12 protein-coding genes are annotated in these 16,673 nt (G+C 65.8%); 5 read left to right on the forward strand and 7 right to left on the reverse strand.

Translation table 11 applies throughout. The annotated features are described in order from the left end of the window. Positions 1 to 24 precede the first annotated feature (24 nt). Positions 25 to 1,290 (reverse strand): polysaccharide deacetylase family protein, encoded by a 1,266-nt coding sequence (locus AC6I6X_RS16965; protein ID WP_497931706.1) that lies wholly within the window; start codon positions 1,288 to 1,290, stop codon positions 25 to 27. A gap of 208 nt (positions 1,291 to 1,498) precedes the next feature. Here AC6I6X_RS16965 and AC6I6X_RS16970 point away from each other — a divergent pair, with 208 nt between their 5' ends. Further along, positions 1,499 to 2,566 carry a glycosyltransferase family 2 protein gene (locus AC6I6X_RS16970; protein WP_497931707.1) on the forward strand — a complete coding sequence of 356 codons (1,068 nt, stop codon included), beginning with the start codon at positions 1,499 to 1,501 and terminating at the stop codon, positions 2,564 to 2,566. Between the two features lie 182 nt (positions 2,567 to 2,748). Beyond that, positions 2,749 to 3,954, forward strand: coding sequence for a PKD domain-containing protein (locus AC6I6X_RS16975; protein ID WP_497931708.1), 1,206 nt, complete (start codon positions 2,749 to 2,751; stop codon positions 3,952 to 3,954). A gap of 215 nt (positions 3,955 to 4,169) precedes the next feature. Here AC6I6X_RS16975 and AC6I6X_RS16980 read toward each other — a convergent pair whose 3' ends face one another. Next, the gene (locus AC6I6X_RS16980) at positions 4,170 to 5,501 is read right to left on the reverse strand and encodes a polysaccharide deacetylase family protein (protein ID WP_497931709.1); all 1,332 of its coding nucleotides are present in this window, start codon (positions 5,499 to 5,501) and stop codon (positions 4,170 to 4,172) included. A gap of 310 nt (positions 5,502 to 5,811) precedes the next feature. Here AC6I6X_RS16980 and AC6I6X_RS16985 point away from each other — a divergent pair, with 310 nt between their 5' ends. Together AC6I6X_RS16985 and AC6I6X_RS16990 are read left to right on the forward strand one after the other, a co-directional pair. Further along, a complete protein-coding gene (locus AC6I6X_RS16985) occupies positions 5,812 to 7,506 on the forward strand; it encodes an asparagine synthase-related protein (RefSeq protein WP_497931710.1) in 1,695 nt (564 codons plus the stop codon). A gap of 230 nt (positions 7,507 to 7,736) precedes the next feature. Continuing rightward, positions 7,737 to 8,183, forward strand: coding sequence for a hypothetical protein (locus tag AC6I6X_RS16990; RefSeq protein ID WP_497931711.1), 447 nt, complete (start codon positions 7,737 to 7,739; stop codon positions 8,181 to 8,183). A gap of 13 nt (positions 8,184 to 8,196) precedes the next feature. Here the strand turns inward: AC6I6X_RS16990 and AC6I6X_RS16995 are convergent, their stop codons facing one another. Further along, positions 8,197 to 8,787, reverse strand: coding sequence for a DUF7344 domain-containing protein (locus AC6I6X_RS16995; RefSeq protein WP_497931712.1), 591 nt, complete (start codon positions 8,785 to 8,787; stop codon positions 8,197 to 8,199). Positions 8,788 to 9,178: 391 nt separating this feature from the next. On the opposite strand from AC6I6X_RS16995, the gene AC6I6X_RS17000 reads away from it, so the two are divergent. Next, positions 9,179 to 10,168: a DUF1616 domain-containing protein gene (locus tag AC6I6X_RS17000; RefSeq protein WP_497931713.1), complete on the forward strand. Its 990-nt coding sequence runs from the start codon at positions 9,179 to 9,181 to the stop codon at positions 10,166 to 10,168. 808 nt (positions 10,169 to 10,976) lie between these two features. On the opposite strand, the gene AC6I6X_RS17005 is transcribed toward AC6I6X_RS17000, so the two are convergent. Genes AC6I6X_RS17005 through AC6I6X_RS17020 form a run of 4 tightly spaced genes read right to left on the reverse strand, consistent with a single transcriptional unit; the run spans position 10,977 to position 16,380 of the window. Then, positions 10,977 to 12,953 carry a putative glycosyltransferase family protein gene (locus tag AC6I6X_RS17005; RefSeq protein ID WP_497931714.1) on the reverse strand — a complete coding sequence of 659 codons (1,977 nt, stop codon included), beginning with the start codon at positions 12,951 to 12,953 and terminating at the stop codon, positions 10,977 to 10,979. After that, positions 12,943 to 13,905, reverse strand: a complete 963-nt coding sequence (locus AC6I6X_RS17010) for a glycosyltransferase (RefSeq protein ID WP_497931715.1) — start codon at positions 13,903 to 13,905, stop codon at positions 12,943 to 12,945. Before AC6I6X_RS17010 ends, AC6I6X_RS17005 begins: the two co-directional genes overlap by 11 nt. After that, positions 13,902 to 14,975 (reverse strand): DUF354 domain-containing protein, encoded by a 1,074-nt coding sequence (locus tag AC6I6X_RS17015; RefSeq protein WP_497931716.1) that lies wholly within the window; start codon positions 14,973 to 14,975, stop codon positions 13,902 to 13,904. Before AC6I6X_RS17015 ends, AC6I6X_RS17010 begins: the two co-directional genes overlap by 4 nt. 4 nt (positions 14,976 to 14,979) lie before the next feature. Then, the gene (locus tag AC6I6X_RS17020) at positions 14,980 to 16,380 is read right to left on the reverse strand and encodes a nucleotide sugar dehydrogenase (protein WP_497931717.1); all 1,401 of its coding nucleotides are present in this window, start codon (positions 16,378 to 16,380) and stop codon (positions 14,980 to 14,982) included. Between the last annotated feature and the right edge of the window lie 293 nt (positions 16,381 to 16,673).

The raw sequence follows: 16,673 nt of genomic DNA on the forward strand, positions 1-16,673 counted from the left end.
CGGGGTCGTCCGTCTCAGCCCTGGTCATGCCTCCTCCAGCAGCTCCGTCGCGGTGACGACCTCGACGTCGGCGGCGTCGACGTGCGCGAGCAGGTCCGCGAACCGCCCCTCGCTGATCCCCTCCGGTCCGACGTGCTCGAAGTGCAGGACCGCGAGCTGGCCGTGCTCGGCGGCGAAGTCGACGTACGTCTTCGCCTCCTCGCCGGCGTCGCCGGAGAAGAACCCGAGGTTGTGCGGGTCCGTAAGCGGCAGGCCGTTCGGTCCACCGCCGAACCGGAACGCCGCCTCGTGGTACTCCCGCACGAGGTCGACCGACGTCGGGCCGAGCACGTTTCGCGGGGTGACGAAGCACTTCGCCCCCGCCTCGTAGCCCCGGTTCTCGAGGAACGCTTTCGTCCGACGGATCATCCCCTCCTGTTCCTCGGGCGTGTACTCGTGGAGGAAGTGCGCGCCGGTTCGCGGCCGGGCCACCATGTCCCAGCCGGCATCCGACAGCGCGTCGAGTTGGTCGATCGCGAGCCGCCCCCCTTCGCCGACGGCTTCGGGGATGACGGCCTCGACCCCCGCGAACCCGTACTCGTCCATGTGTTCGCGGGCGGTCGTGTAGTGACTCTCGAGGGTTCCGTCGAACAGCAACACGACCGTCCCCGTCTCCGGTCGATCGACCGCCCGGAGGTCGTCGACCCGACACTCGATCGGCCCGGACTGGTCGCCGCGACGACGCGCGATCAGGCGGATTTCCCGAACGTCGGCGAGGTCGGGCTGGGTGTCGATCCCGCCCGTACCGAAGTCGACGCGGACCCAGCGATCGGCCGGACCCGTGAGCGTGCGACGCAGGGTGTGGACGTTGCGCGAGTTCGGCGCGAACAGTTCGAGCGTGAGGTGAAGCTGATCGCGGCCGGTGTACGAGACCGCGAGCGAGAGGTTCTTCCCGCGCAGGTCCAGTCCGTCGGTCTGCGTCGTGTATATCGCCGCGTAGTCGGCGTCCGCGTCGGCCGTCAGGCGCGCCGACTGTGACCCGCCGTACGGATCGTCCGTCGCGGCCTCGACGTCCCCGGCGTCGATCATCGACATCCACCGCTCGAGGTCCTCGAAGTCGGCGATCGACTCCCCGGGCAGTGCCGGCAGGTCCGTCCCCGCGGATCCGTCCTCGTCGCCGGGAGACTCCGTGGCCGTCGGCTCCTCGCCCCCGCCGCGCCACTCGCGCACGCTCGAGAGGCACCCGGCCAGCCCGAGCGTTCCGGTCGCTGCAACCGTGGTTACGAACGATCGTCGGTTTCGGTTCGTCATCGACCGCGAGGACGAATCGATCGCCCTTTCTTATACAGCTCTTAGCCGGTCGACGGGCCGGATCTGCCGCTGGATCGATGCGCGCCTGCCGGGCGATCGATCGATCGACAAGAGTCGACGACGGGGGCGACCCCACCGCTGAAAACGGCGCCGAAACCGGGGTTTAGCGACGCGATAATAATCCGGCCCGGTCGGCAACCGCCTGCAAATGACTCGCGTCAGCGTCATCATCCCGACGTACGACAGAGCGGCGACACTTCCCCGCGCGATCGACAGCGCGCTCGACCAGACGATCGACGACCTCGAAGTGGTCGTCGTCGACGACGGCTCGACCGACGAGACCGGGTCCGTGCTGGCGAGCTACGATGACCCGCGGGTCCGGCCGGTCGTCCACGCGACGAACCAGGGGGCGAACGTCGCCCGCAATACGGGCATCGAACACGCTCGCGGAGAGTACGTCGCCTTCCTCGACTCGGACGACGAGTGGCATCCGGAAAAACTCGAGCGGCAACTCGCGACCCTCTCCGATCGATCGGACGACTGGGTCGGCGCCTACTGCGACGCGACGTTCGACCTCACGGGGACGAGCGGCCGGGTCCGATCGGCCGCCGCGTCCGTGCTCGCCCGCGGTGACGATGACCCCGTCCGGGAAGGCGGCGAGGAACTGGTCGGCGAGATCCTCGCGGACAACGTCCAGCCGGGTGCGGGGTCGACGCTGCTGGTCCGGACGAGCGTCGCCAGGGAGGCCGGCGGCTTCGACGAGACGCTCGATCGGTTCCAGGATCCGGAGTTCTGTCTGCGCGTGCTCGAACACGGCAACCTCGCCTACGTCGACGAGCCGCTGGTGCGCCGCGAGGAGACCGGCCACCCGCCCGCGGACGTGATCCGGAACGCAAGCCAGCAGTACCTCTCGGCCCACGAGGACGAGGTCGACCGCTTCGAGGCGGCGGGCTACGAGATCCGATCGACGCACGAACTGCTCGTCGGGAAGCGATACCTCGCCGAGGGACGACTCCTGCGGGGTGCGTGGCACCTCCGGCGGGCGGCCGCGTCGCCGCGACACGTCCCCGGGCTCTGCTGGGCCGCCGGAACCGGGATTCGACGTCGGCCGATACCGATCGGCGCGACGGTCCTGCTCGCGGGACTCGTCGCGACGGTCGGCCAGCGGAGGGTCGCACGCGGGGCGATCGATCCGGACGAGTCCCGAGACGAAACGGACGAGCAACGGGACGAGAGCGACGACGAGGCGCGAGTCGAGGGCGGCGACGAGTCGTGACTCGCGGTCGGGGACGGGAGATCCCGATACGGCGGCGGAACCTACCAGCAGACGAAATGATCGAGATCCGATCGTTCCGGGCTCGAAACGCTCGCTAGGGTCCGTTCCAGAACCGAAACGTCGGAGGACCGATCGTTATCGAGACTGTAGTAAACAAACCCGAATTCCACCACCGGGATGGAATGGAACGCGATAGCCTTTCACGACGAACCGCGTTGACACTGACAGCCAGTTCTGCGCTCACGACCGTCGGCGTCGCCCGAACGGACGACGGAACGGCCGAGACCGACGGCGAAGACGTTTCTCGCGACTCGTTCGTCATCCGCGAGGGGACCGACCAGGAGACGACGGTGTACGTCACGACCGCCGACGCGGACGGCCCCACGGTCGTCGTCGTCGGCGGCCTGCACGGGAACGAGGTCGCGGGGTACGTCGCGGCCGGCGAAATCGCCGACTGGCCGATCGACGCCGGGCGACTCGTCACGATCCCCGAGGCGAACGCCGTCGCGATCGATCGGGGGACCAGGACCGACGACGACGGCGTCGATCTCAACCGACAGTTCCCCGAGGGAAGCGAACCCGCGATGGACCTCGCACGGGCGATCTGGGGCGTCGTCACCGAGTACGACGCCGACGTGGTGGTCGATCTCCACGAGTCGACCGGGATCTACGCGGGCGATCCGGTCGACGGCGTCGGACAGGCGATCTTCCGATCGGACGGCGAGACGGCCGCCCGAACCGCCGCGGACGCCGTCGAGTACGTGAACCGCAACTACGTGGACGATCCCGATCTCGCGTTCCAGACGGGCCGCTTCTCCAGTCCCAGTACAGAGCCGAACGGTCTCCTCGTTCACAAGGCGGCCCGCGACCTGGACGCCGACTCCTACCTCGTGGAAACGCTCTCGACTGACGTCGATCTCGAGACCCGCGTCCAGTGGCACTCGGCGATCGCCGGTCGACTCGTCGGCGATCACCTGTTCTCGGACGGGACGCCCGACGGCATCGACGCTCCCGACGAGGTCGACGAGGATCCGGCCGAGTCCGAGGAGCCAGACGACGATCGATCGGACGAGGGCTCCGCCGAAGACCGTCCGGACGAAGCCGATCGCGAGCCACCGATCGCGAGGATCAACACCGTTCCCGCGTGGGCGCCCGAACTGGACCTCGAACCGGGCCGGACGGTCACGATCGACGGGTCGTGCTCGTGTGCGCCCGACGGTGAACTCGTCTGCTACGAGTGGCGCATCGGACAGGACGGGACGTTCGACGAAACGGGCGAGACGATCGACGTGACGATCGGGACGGCCGGCGACCACCCGGTCGTCTTGCGGGTCACAGACGACGCGGGGCTGACCGACACGGCGGAGATCACGCTCTCGACCGACTGATTCCGGTCTCGTCCGTCCGGGTCTCGATCGCCGAGCCCGGTTTTCGATCGTTCCTTCCTCGCTTTCGGCGCCGATCGCGATCGATTACGCGGCGATCCGGCCGGGAACGCCGTCCGTGGACGTGCCGCGAGACGTTGCGTCCGGGGAGACGTTTCTGGGATCGCTGGTCGGGGGTACAGGTCGGCGTCAGAACGAGCGACGACGATCGCGGAGCGTCAGTGGTTTTCCGTTCGCATCGTCCAGAGGTCGTCGAACGTGACGACCTCGACGTCGGCCGCGTCGATGTGCTCGAGTAACGCCTCGTAGTCGTCTTCCGACATCGTGTTGTCGGCCCCGAAGGTGTGGAAGTTCAGGATCGTACACTGGTTGTGGGCCGCGGCGAGGTCGACACACCGCTTCGAGATGTCGAGGTCGTGGCCGATCGTTCGCGGAAGCACCAGCGGGTCGAACCCGTAGACGTTCGTGGTGTTGACGTTGCCGGCCTGGTTGAACCCGCCGCAGTGGTGGTAGGTCGTCTTGCGCTCGAGGCTCGTCCTGTCGAAGCTGTTGTGGGGGTAGACGATGTAGTTCGCCCCCTCGAACTCGTTGTCGATGAACCACTGCTTGTCCTGGCTCAGCCGGGAGTCGATCGCGTCCTCGTCGTCGAGTTCGGCGATCGGGTTGTGGGTGCCGTGGACGACGATCTGGTCGCCCTCGTCCTGGCGCTCTTTGAGTTCCGAGACCGACATGGTGCCGTCTCGACCCTGTTCGACCCACTGCGGAATCGGCGCCTGCACCGTCCGGAAGCCGAACTCGTCGTGAAGTGGCGCGGCCGTCTCGTAGTAGTCGCTCGTCCCGTCGTCCCAGGTCAACATGACGTAGCCCGACTCCGGCCGCTCGTGGGTCCGCAGGTCGTCGATCCAGACCTCCGCCTCCGGCATGGTGTGTAGCACCTGGATCTCGAGTCGATCGAGGTGATCCATCGCGGGTTCGTACTCGCTCTCCTGGAAGACGCCGGGGCTCGATCGGAACCAGCCGACGTCGGGTGACCGGTACGTGATTTCCCGGAGCGAGTGTACGCGCGCGCTGCCGAACTGGTCGACGATGCGCAGGTTGATCGTCAGGTTCTGGGGCGTCGTCGTCCGGATCGCGAACGACAGGTCCGTCGCCGTCAGGTCTTCGTCCGAGATGTCCCGCTGTGCAACGACGTTCTCGCTGCCGTTCGACCGGAGTCTGAGGCTCTGATCGCCGGTGAAGACGACCTCTTCGTCCGCCTCGCCCGACCCCTGGACGACGTCCCAGGCGTCGACGTCGCTGAAGTCGTCCAGCGACGTCCCCGGCTGGCGAAACCGCTCGCGACTGTCATACTCGGTCTCGAGCGACGGAACGCCCTCCGTGACCGCGGACGCCGTGGATCCGTCCGATCCGGTCCCGGACTCGCCCGAGGCGTCGTCACCGAGGCGGTCGGACGCCGACTGGAGCCGATCGGTACAGCCGGCCATCCCGGTGATGCCGGCCGCACCCGACAGTGTGAGGAATCGTCGTCGCGTCGTACGTTGCGCTGTCATGGCGGGCCGAAGCTACCGACAGTGACCCTATTATTATGGATCCAATAGTCGGAGCTCACGTCTCCAGCGGTCGGAATCGATTCCCGTTCGAACGGGCGCACGAGCGCCGCTGTGGCGCTTAACGGTGCCATAGTAATGGGAAACTGGCGTCTCCTGGTGATCGAGAGGCGTACGTGAGACGGATTGTGCGACGTTCCGGCGAAGCCCCGTCCCCGACTGCGGGCGGACCGGAACTGACCGACAGCAGTCCGTGCGAGGCCACTCCGACGACGCCACACCTCGATCGTACGCCACCCCGAGGTGCGCATCGATGAACAGGGAACTCTTCGGCGTATTTGGCGGTATCGAGACGTTCGAGCGGTTGAGAGCCAGTGACGAGTTCGACGAAGTACTCATCGGATCGACTATCACGGTCGGGATCCGGGACGCCGACCTCGGAACCCCGGGCTGGAGCGCCCGATACGTGGGTGCCGACGGCTACTGTGTGATCTGGGGCGAGGTGTACGTCCCCGACGACGAGTCGAACGCCGCCCGGTGGCTCTTCGAGCGGTACGAACGAGATGGACGGGACGCGCTGTCCTCGCTCAACGGATCGTACCTAGCCGTCCTCGACCACGAGGGCGGGGGTGAGGCGCTCGTCGCCACCGACCCGGTTCGGTCGCGGGAGTGTTTCCACACCGACGACGCCGGGGTTCGCGTCTTCGGAACGGACGCCGCCGCGGTCGCAGAGACGATCGACGAGCCGATCCTCGACCGGGACGGCATCCTCGAGTTCCTCCACCTGGGGGTCACACTCGGGGAGAAAACAGCCGTCACGCAACTCGATCGGCTCCCGCTGGACAGCCTGCTCACGCCGACGTCGATCGATTCGCTCGATCGGTTCGTCTACCAGCCCGGGGAGTTCGACTACGTGAGCGAACTCGCCGATCGACTCGAGCGGGCGCTAGAGCGGCGATCGGTGCTCCCCGGGCGAAAGGGGCTGCTCCTCTCGGCGGGATACGACTCGCGGATCATCCTTTCCCGGATCGACGCGATCGAGAGCTGTTACACGGTCGGCACGCCGGCCGCACAGGAAGTTCGCGGCGCGAAACGCGTCGCCGCGCAGTACGACGCGAGCCATACCGCGTTTCCGCCCGACGAGCAGTATCTCCGGCCCGGCGAGTCGAAGATCCGGTACTCGCAGGGGATCAAGGAGTCCTTGCACATCCACCACGCCGGCTATACCGGAGCGATCGACGTCGACACGATGTACCACGGCCTCCTCTGTGACACGTTCTTCCGGGGTCACTTCACCGCACAAGATACCGTCGGCGTCCTCGGGAAACGCGTCCCGACCGGGCGACTCGATCCCGACCCGGATCCCGTGGAGTCGCTCCTCGAGAAGTTCGGGTACGACCTCGAGGCGAGCCTCGAACTCGCCGAGCGCACGTCGTTCGACGTCGATCCGGAAGCGTTCGTCAGGAAAGCGATCGCGGACGAATTCGAATCGAGACGATCGCGCGCGGACCGGGAGCAGAACGCGCTCACCTGCTGTGGCATCGCCAACCAGCCGTCGGTGCCGTTCCACGCCCACCTGTCGGATCACTTCCTGACGTCGTTCCTGGCGACGGACCGCGAACTAATCGACTGGCACCTCCGGACGCCCCCGGAACACCGGACGACGGAGACGTTCCTCCGGGCCTGCGAGCAAATCGACGGTGAGATTCTTCGTCATCGGCCGCCCGACCGGCCACACGATGCGACGCTGCTCAACGAGATCGAGGGGTTCGTCCGTCGAAAGACCCCGTTCCTCTCGTCGTTCGAACCGCCGTGGCCCGACCGCGAGCGGCTGTTCGACCGCCACGACTTCGATCGGCGCCTGCTCGCGGACGCAGAGCACGTCCACAGTCTCCCGGCCAGACACAAACTTCGGCTCACCGACCTGCGCGGCTGGCTCGATCGCTGGCAGGAGCCACGAGAGCACCCACTGCCGTGGCTCGACCCGCCCGAATCCCCGGTCGCGTAACCCCGGGGACGGCGGCGGCGTTTTCACGGTTGGGTACAGTTGTATTCCGTAGATATCCGCTGAAAGAGGGTCTAACAACGATTTATATCGTTCAGGAGTGATAAACCGTGAGTATACTTATATACCACGAGCAGTTACCGCGGAATATGCGTCTGACGCCGTCGTGGTTTCGCTCTTCATCCGACGCTCCCTCCGAGGAGCGTAACGAAGATGCCGATACTACCGCAGGAGTGACGATTTATCGGACCACGGGGTGCGAGTTCTCCGAGGAGGGGGTCGGGGAGAGCGATCTGGTCGGGGAGTTTCTTCCGGAGTCCAACGACAGCCTACTGGCGATCATAGAGGGGATGCACACGCCCGTCACCGTCGACGAAGTCACCGACGAACTGATCGGTCCTGCACGACCGTCGATCGAAACGTGGGCGGCCGTCCACGAACGACTCCACCGGGAGCGGCTGCCGGCACTCGACGCCAGCGGGGAGATCGCGTTCGACGAGACACAGGGCCTCGTCGAACGGCCCGCACAGCGCGGCGAGCGCACCCTGCTCTCGCTGACCGCGCTGGGAGCGATCGCGATCGCGTGCGTGCTCGTGCTCATCGCGTTCGTCTCGACGTCAGTTCTGACTGCAGTGCTGGTCACGCTCGTCACGACGGTTGCCGTCTGGTTCGTTCCGTGATAGCGGTCGATCGTCAGTTGATGTTCCAGCCGATCGTGAGCACCGTGTAGAGGATCAGGATCAGCGCACTGAGCCCGATCCCGGAGAGGAACGAGGTGAACGGTAGTTCCATCACCGCGCCCAGCAGGACGACGTAGCCGACGACGGTCGCGCCGATGTAGTAATCGCCCCAGTGGGCCCCATCGGTCCCGGGGTCCGCCGGCGATTCGTCGGAGGGTTCCAGTTCGAGGTACGCATCGACCTGGTCCGCGAGCGGCTTTCGCTCGACGATGCCGCGATTTTGCTGGTAGTCGATGACTCCCGCTTCGTCGAGTTTCGTGAGATGGGACTGGTAGAGCGGGATGTAGACCCGCTGGCGCTGGGTCGACGTGAGCTCTTCGACGGTCGTATCGTGTTCCCACGCGGCGACCTGTTCCGCGATGTCGCGCATGCGGACGGGCCCGTCCGTCCCGCGGAGGTACCGGAGGACCATCCGCCGCCGCTCGTTTTGCAGGAGGTGAAAGATATCGTCTTTCGAGAAGGCTGGCTCTTCAGAGGGGGCGTCAGCTGCGTCGTCCGAAGCCTGCTCACCCTGTTCTTCTGAGCTGATATGTGTCGCGTTCATCGCACCAGTCTTCCCTAATCAGAAGTGGGTAATAAAGGATTGAAACCGTGTATCCGTGAACGATATACTTTATCCAGTTTCACAGCGTCAGACAACTCTTTGTGTGATTTTTAAACCGAAACGAGGCAGTCAAGAAGTCCTGAGACTCACGATATAGATGCAGAGTTCGATGTTTGTTAGCCACCCATAGTTGACGAATATTTCGGAAGCTAAATCTGAATTTTCGACTGTTCTGACTTCCGGAACGGTTCAGAACCGGCGAAACTTACTTATGCTGAAACCAGTATCGAGATTGTGATAAGTGGCCGTCAGACGGCCGTCACACCGACCCCATCTATCGGGGCTTATTCGGGCGATAATAAACCCCCTCTGGCCCCCAGATACCGACGACATGAGCGACTCCAACTGGTGGTTTGCCGATCAGGCGATCGTCATCGCGGTCACCGGCGCGCTCTCGCTGAGCATGTTTACTGGACTCGACGGCAGTGTGCGAATCGCGGTCGCGATTCCGCTCGTCCTCTTTCTCCCCGGGTATGCGCTCGTCTCGGCGCTGTTTCCGGACAGGCCGACCGACGACTACCAGTCGTTCGACGAGGAGAAGACTGGCCTCGGAAACCCCCTGCTGGTCGACGGGGGACTCGAGGCGATCGAACGGATCGCCCTGTCAATTACCTTTAGCCTCGCGCTCGTCTCTGCGATCACCCTTTTCACGAGCGTAACCCCAGGGGGTTTGGCCGCCGGTCCGGTGCTTTCCGCCCTCTCAGTACTCACCGTCGCCCTCGCACTAATCGCGATCGGTGCTCGCTATCGGTGTGCACCGGACCGGAGATTCGTCCCGTCGGTCACCGCCGCGACGCTGTTTTTCACTCGATCGCGGCCCTCGCTCTACAGCGGCCGGAATCGTCGACCGTACAACGCCGCCATCGTGATCAGCCTGGTCCTGCTGGTCGCGAGCGCCGGGTTCGCGGTCGCGAACCCGCCACAGGGCGACGGCTTCACGGAGTTTTCGATCGACACGGAGGAGGTGTCCGGCGAGACCGAGACGATGTACGAGTCGACCTACACGGCCGGTGAGACCGGGGAACTGGAGGCGACGATCACGAACCAGGAGCACGAGGAGCGGACCTACACGACCGTCCTGTTGCTCCAGCGGGTGAGCTACGAGGACGGCGACGTGACCGTCCAGGAGTCGACCGAACTCGATCGGGCCACGGCGACGGTTCCCGACGGCGAGACGCGCCGCCAGAGCCTCGAGGTGACCCCGACGACGTCGGATGGGGAGTTCCGGCTGACGTTGCTCCTGTACGACGGCGAGCCGTCTGGTGAGCCGTCTGCCGACGACGCGTACCGCGCCATCCACCTTCCGATCGAGGTCGAGTAGACGGCGACGATCACCGGAGCCCAGTCGCGACGACCCGTACGAGCGATCGAGGCGACCCTGAACGCCCGGCGGTCACAGGGACGCGAGCGGGCGGTTGTGGCGGATTCTTCGACCACACTGTCCTCATCCTTCTTCCGGACGCGAACCGGAACTGTCGAGGGTCTGTCTCTGCGAGCGGCGTCTCAATCGGCGGCTTCGTCTGCAACTGGCGACCGAAACTCGATCGCTCCGGTCCAGCCGATAGCGAACGGCCAATTCCAGCCTCCCCTGCTATTATCGCGCGCTTGAGCGATCCCGTGATACGGAGAATCTCGCTCGAAGTCCGTTTCACCGCACCGGATCGGAAACGCGTGTGACGCCGATCTCCGACCGGAGACGGGGCGGACGAGCCATCGATTCGATCGTCAGTACTTGCAGTCTGCTGTACCGGTGTAACGCGATCGCGTTGCGGTTGCACCGGAACTGACGTGTAGTAGTCCGTAACTGGGGTCCGCGTGACGGTGTTTCGGAAAGGGACTTCGACCGTTAGATCGGACGGAGGTGGTTCAAGCGAGACCGTCTTACTGCCCGCCGTGAGCGTCGACTGTCCGTCGGTTCGTCGCGACCTGTCGGTTTCTTCCTGGAGGAAGGAAGCCGGTCTCGAGTCGATGCAGAGAGGCAATCGGACTCGAGGAGTCTCAGAACCAGCACGAGGTCTTCGAACCGCGAGACCGATTACTCAGCCGTCGCTATGAGGCGTCCGACGACGGGCGATCTCCGGGAACCGACGAACGATCGAGAAGGGGCGGTCGCGTCAGCGGGGGATCGATCACCCACTCGCCGGCGACGGGGTACACATCGTCACGTCTCCGTTCGCGTAGACCGTAGCCTGATCGGGCCGACACAGTCGGTCCGGCGAGATCCGCTCGATCCGCCCCTCGCCGCGCTCGTCCGAGAAGTAGACCGCGTCGGACGACTGGCGCGATCGGTAGACGGTGTACTCGTGGTCCGCCCCGCCGCCGTCGGGGACCGTCGCGGTCGTCGTCGACGGATACGCGCCGGTCCGGCTGAGCAGCGTCTGGTAGGGGTGGTCTGTGTAGAGTCGCTGATCGGGACGGATCTCGCTGCCGTCCGGCGAACCGGTCATCTCGGCGATCGACTCGGCGGCCGCGAGTTCCGTCCGGTCGTAGGCGAGACGCTCGTGCTGACCGTCGAAGACGGGGTTGTCGATGTTGCTCTCGGTCGCGAAGATCATCGCCCCCGGGTAGACGAGCACGAACAGCAGGAGGACGGTGACGACGAGCGCCGGCGAGAGCTTCCCGCTTACGGTTCGCAGCCCGATCGCGCCGAGGATCGCCATCGGCGCGTAGAGGAAGGCGAACCAGCGCGTCGGGATGAAGGTGTGGATCCCGAACATCGGCATCCCCATGACGAACACGAGCATGAACGCCGACGCCAGCAGGAGCGTGAACACCGACTGTTCGGCGCGTCGACGGTGGACGACGTACAGACAGCCGACGAACGTCACGCCGAGCAGGAACAGGAAGCCGAGGGCGTCGACGTAGGGAACGAGCTGTTCGATCAACGTCGTCGTCTCGGCCCCGGCCTGGGTCGGATCGGCCGACGAGTCGCTCGCGATGTTGAGGAAGCCGGCGCTCTCCTCGACCGTCTGGCTGAAGAAACTCAGGACGGTCGCCAGGAACGACTGCTGGCGATACGGCGTCAGCGACCAGACGAAGATGGTGAGCCCGAAGTTGAAGACGACGAGGCCGACGAGATTGACCGGCTTCTTCGCCCGGAAGACGCTCGCGTCGAGTCGCGTCAGCCCGAGCGGGCCGACGACGAACACGAGTTGTGCGACGAACGCCGCGATCAACAGCACGAGCATGATGAACGTCGACACCTGGTGGGTGAGGATGACGGCGACGCTCAACAGGAGGAGCAACGAGAAGTCCCGGAACGTGTACTCGATCCGCATCACCCGGATCAGCGCGTACAGCATCCCGAGGAAGAAGACGAGCCCCAGACTCGTGGGGATGATGTGAATCCCCCACATCACGACGTGGCTCGCCAGGGCGTAACACGCGGCAGCGAGCGTCGCCCACCGCTGGGAGACGAGCAGGTTCGTCGCCGCGTAGACCAGCAGGATCGAGAGCGGCATCGCGAGCCCCACCGAGAGGTACACCGCCGTGCGGATCGGCACGTCGTACAGCAACGCCGACGCCGCGACCAGCAGGTGGTAGAACGGCGACGCGTAGTGTTTGTCGTCGGAGATCGCGTCGAGCGTCCCCTCCGTGAGAATCGCGCGCACGAGTTCCGTGTGCGTCCAGATGTCGATCCCGACGTAGCCAGGCGTCACGTACAGCGCGGTAAAGCGAAAGACGAGCGCGAAACAGACGACCTGGAACAGCAACAGTCCCGGCTTGAAGTCGCGATCGCTCGTAAAGAGGACCTGGCCGAGCACGAGCGTCCCGACGACGCTCGCGCCCGCGAAGAACAGGTGCGTTCGCGTCCCCTGGAGGACCGTCAGGACGACGAGTCCCGCGAGTCCGGTCAGGACCACGCTCGGGAGCGCCATCGCTACCCCCGAGGGGAGCGTCGGGAGGGTACGTGCGTTCTCCTGCTGGTAGAGAGCGATCAGGTACAGCGCACATCCCGTCCCGAGCACGATCGGCACCGTGTTGAGGTAGATCTGCGACGCGAACAACCGGAGCGGGAACAGCCCAATCGCGATCAGCAGGCCGGCGATCGCGGCGACCGTGTCGAGACGCAACGGTCGCAGTTCCGACAGCGATCTATACTCCATGGCTCACCTCCGTCGGCTGGCTCGATCCGCCGGTTCCGTCGAGCACCCGGCGGTAGACGTCGAGGAGCCGATCGCCCAGCGCGTCGATTCCGAGGCCGTCGATCGACTCGCGCCCGTCGGCTCGACCCCCGTCCGCGACGATGCGCTCGAGCCCGCCGATCAGGGCTCCGTCGTGGTCGCTGACGACGCAGTTCTCCACCCCGTCGATCGTCTCGCGGGCGAAGCCCACGTCGGTCGAAACGATCGGCAGGTTGCACGCTGCGGCCTCCTTGACGACCATCGGCCCGCTCTCGCGTTTCGACGTCACGATGAGGACGTCGCTCGCGTTCATGTAGTCGGGGATCTCCTCGTGATCGACGCCCGAGACGGTCCGCAGGTCGAGGTCGACGTCCGCTCGATCGACGATCCGGCGGGCCCGCGGGAAGTCCTTCACGTCGCGGTCCCGGTCGTACGGGAAGAGCGCGATCGGTCGATCGGTCTCCCAGCCGACGCGCTCGCGGGCCTCGTCGCGCGGCATCGGCCTGAATCGATCGGTGTCGACGCCGAACGGAATCAGCTCGTGGTCGGTGTCGAGTTCCCGCGCCATGGGTCGACTCGGAACGATCGCGGCGTCCGCCCGGCGGGCCCCGAACCGGCTCGCCGATCGGAGCCACGACTGGTCACTCATCAGGTCCGTTCCCCACAGGGTCACCACGACGGGCCGGGTCGGCTGGGCGAGCGCGAACGGCACGACGAGGCCGTAGTTCGCGTGGACCAGGTCGTAGTCGCCGTTCCGGATCGCCGAGAGGATCTTCGGATAGTACGTCGCGTACGCCGCCGGCGATCGGGACGAGTCGCCACCGTGCTGGCCGGGGACGCCGAGCACCGTACAGTCGACGCCGCGATCCTCGAGGACCGACACCTGCTGGTCGAAGAACGGTCGCGGCGTCGTGACCAACTGGATCACCTTCATCGTTCGCTCGCGGTACTGGCGCGCGTCGATCGGTTCGTCGCGGGCGTCCGCGCGAGCGTTTCGAGTTGCCGGACGACGAGTCGCGTCACGTCGACCCGGTCCTCGAGCAGGGCGGCGCGGCGCTGGGTCCACGTGTCGGGCGGTTCGTCCGTGATCGAGATAGCGCGTTCGAGTCCGCGGACGTGACGCATCTCGCCGGTGTACTCGAACAGCAGCCCGTACTCCGACTCGAGTTCGGTCGTGTAGCCCAGCGAGAGCGGGTTCACGTAGACCGCCGGGGTGCCGAGGACCGCGGCCTCCGACGCGGTCGTCGCGCCCTCGCTCAGGACGACGTCGGCGTACGCTAGCAGGTCGTGCATCCGGTCCGGCGCGATCGAGAACTGGTAGGACTCGAGGTCGTCCGGTGGTTCTCCTTCCGCCGAGAGCAGGACCGTGAGACCCTCTTCCTCGAAGCGATCGACGATCTCGTGCGGGTCGTCGAAGCCGGCGTGACCGACGTCGTGAGAGGCGCCCCAGCTGCTGAGTCGGACGACGGCGAACGCCTCGTCGTCGTCGAGTCCGACCGCATCGAGCACCGCCGGATCGGGGTCGAACCGATCGGGATGGAGGTAGGCGAGTTCGTGGTAGCCGGGATAGGTCACCTGTTTCGGCCCGACGTCGTCCCGGTAGCACGAGGGCGTACAGATCACGTCCGCGAACGGGTAGCCGAGTTTCGTGATCAGGGTCGCGTGTTCGGTGTCGTAGAAGACGACGCTCTTCGTTCGGAGCACCGACGCGACGTGGGCGGCCGCGACACCGCCGATCGCCGTGATCACGTCCGGATCGATCCGTTTCGTGCGCCACAACAGTCGCGACTCGTAGGTCGCCTGCACTGCGGCCAGCGAGAGCAGGCCGCCCGACTCGCCCGCCAGCACCTCGTGGTCGATCTCGTAGGCCTCGAGGAGGTCGACCGCTACGTCGTTCTCGCGCGCGAAGACGTGCACCTCGTGGCCGCGCGCTTCCAGTTCCGCGATCGGGTGGCGGAAGAAGTGGACGTGGCCGGGGTGCTGGATCGTTACGACGACGCGCATCGTCTCACAACCTCCGGTAGACGAACCCGGCATCGACGGCGTCGGCCTCCTCGTACGTGCCGGCCACATCGATCAGCGCGGGATTCGGCTCGAGTTCGGACGCGACGGCTCCGAGGTCCAGCGTTTCGAACTCGGCGTGCGGGGTCGCGAGCAGTACCGCGTCGAACCCCTCGAACGAGAGCGTCTCCTGAACCTCGATACTGAACGCGTCCCGGGCCGCGTCGTCGTCGGCGAACGGGTCGAACCCCGCGACGTCGACGTCGTACTTGGAGAGCGCGTCGACGACCTCGTCGACCTTCGAACTTCGAATGTCCCCGACGCCCGGTTTGTACGACAGTCCGAGGACCAGTACGCGACTGTCCCGGAGCGTCTTGTGACACCGGTTGAGTGCCTTGATCGTCATGTCGGCGACGTGGTCGGGCACCGACTCGTTGACGTGTCGACTCTTCCGGACGAGTTCCGGATCGTAGCCGTCCCGTTCCGATCGGTACGCGAGGAAGTACGGGTCCACCGGAATGCAGTGACCGCCGACCAGCCCCGGCCGGTAGTCGTGGAAGTTCCACTTCGTGCCCGCCGCCTCGAGGACCGCCTGCGCGTCGACCCCCATCTCGTCGAACGCCATCGACAGTTCGTTGACGAACGCGATGTTGAGGTCGCGCTGGGCGTTCTCGACCACCTTGCACGCTTCCGCGACCTCGATCGAGGGCGCGCGGTGGACGCCCGCGTCGACGATCGACTCGTACAGCGACGCCACGTCGTCGAGCACCGCCTCGTTTTGTGCGCTGACGACCTTGACGACGTCTTCGAGGCCGTGCTCGGGGTCGCCCGGCGTGGCGCGTTCCGGCGAATAACCGACGAAGAAGTCCTCGCCCGCGACGAGATCGGACGCCTCCTCGAGCGCCGGGACGAGCACCTCGCGCGTCGATCCCGGGTAGACGGTCGACTCGAGGACGACCGTCGTTCCGGGGGCCATCTTCGAGCCGACGGTGGCCCCCGCGCTCTCGACGTAGGCCAGGTCCGGCCGATCGTCGTCGTCGATCGGCGTCGGCACGGTGATGACGACGTAGTCGGCCTCGCCGATCACGCTCGCGTCGGTGGTGTAGGAGATGTCCCCGTCCTGGATCGCCTCGTCGGAGAGGTCGCCGGTCGTGTCGATCCCCGCCTGCAGCCGTCCGACCGTCGTCTCGTCGACGTCGTACCCGAGCACGCGGTACTCCGACTGCGCGAAGCCGACTGCGAGGGGCAGTCCGACGTAGCCGAGTCCGACGACGCAGATCGTCGCCTCGCGCGTGGACGGTTCCTCGACGTGTTCGAGGGCGGTTCCCCCGTCGCTCGTGTCGAGTTCGTACCGGTCGTGCTCTCGATCGTCGTCTCGCGTCTTCTTGTCGCTGAATGTCGTGGTCATGGGTGATGCGTTGTCGCAGGACCGTCACACGACCGAGTGCGACGGTGACTGTGCGGATCTGTGGAGTGGGGTGCCCCAACCGGGGCGTGCCTCAGACTCCCCAAGCCGCTGGGGGCCGTTTACTATACCTCGAATAAACGGTTGCAAGCGTGCCGGGTGAGGAAATCCGGCCGATCGAGACGGGAACTGGCTGGTTTGACGGATCGACGGGAAGACGCCGTGACGGACGTTTATACTGGAGTTAAACGCTCATGTATCGACCCATAATGAAGGTCCCCCGGATCCGATTACCA

It is taken from the genome of Halosolutus sp. YCN4, from assembly GCF_059736495.1.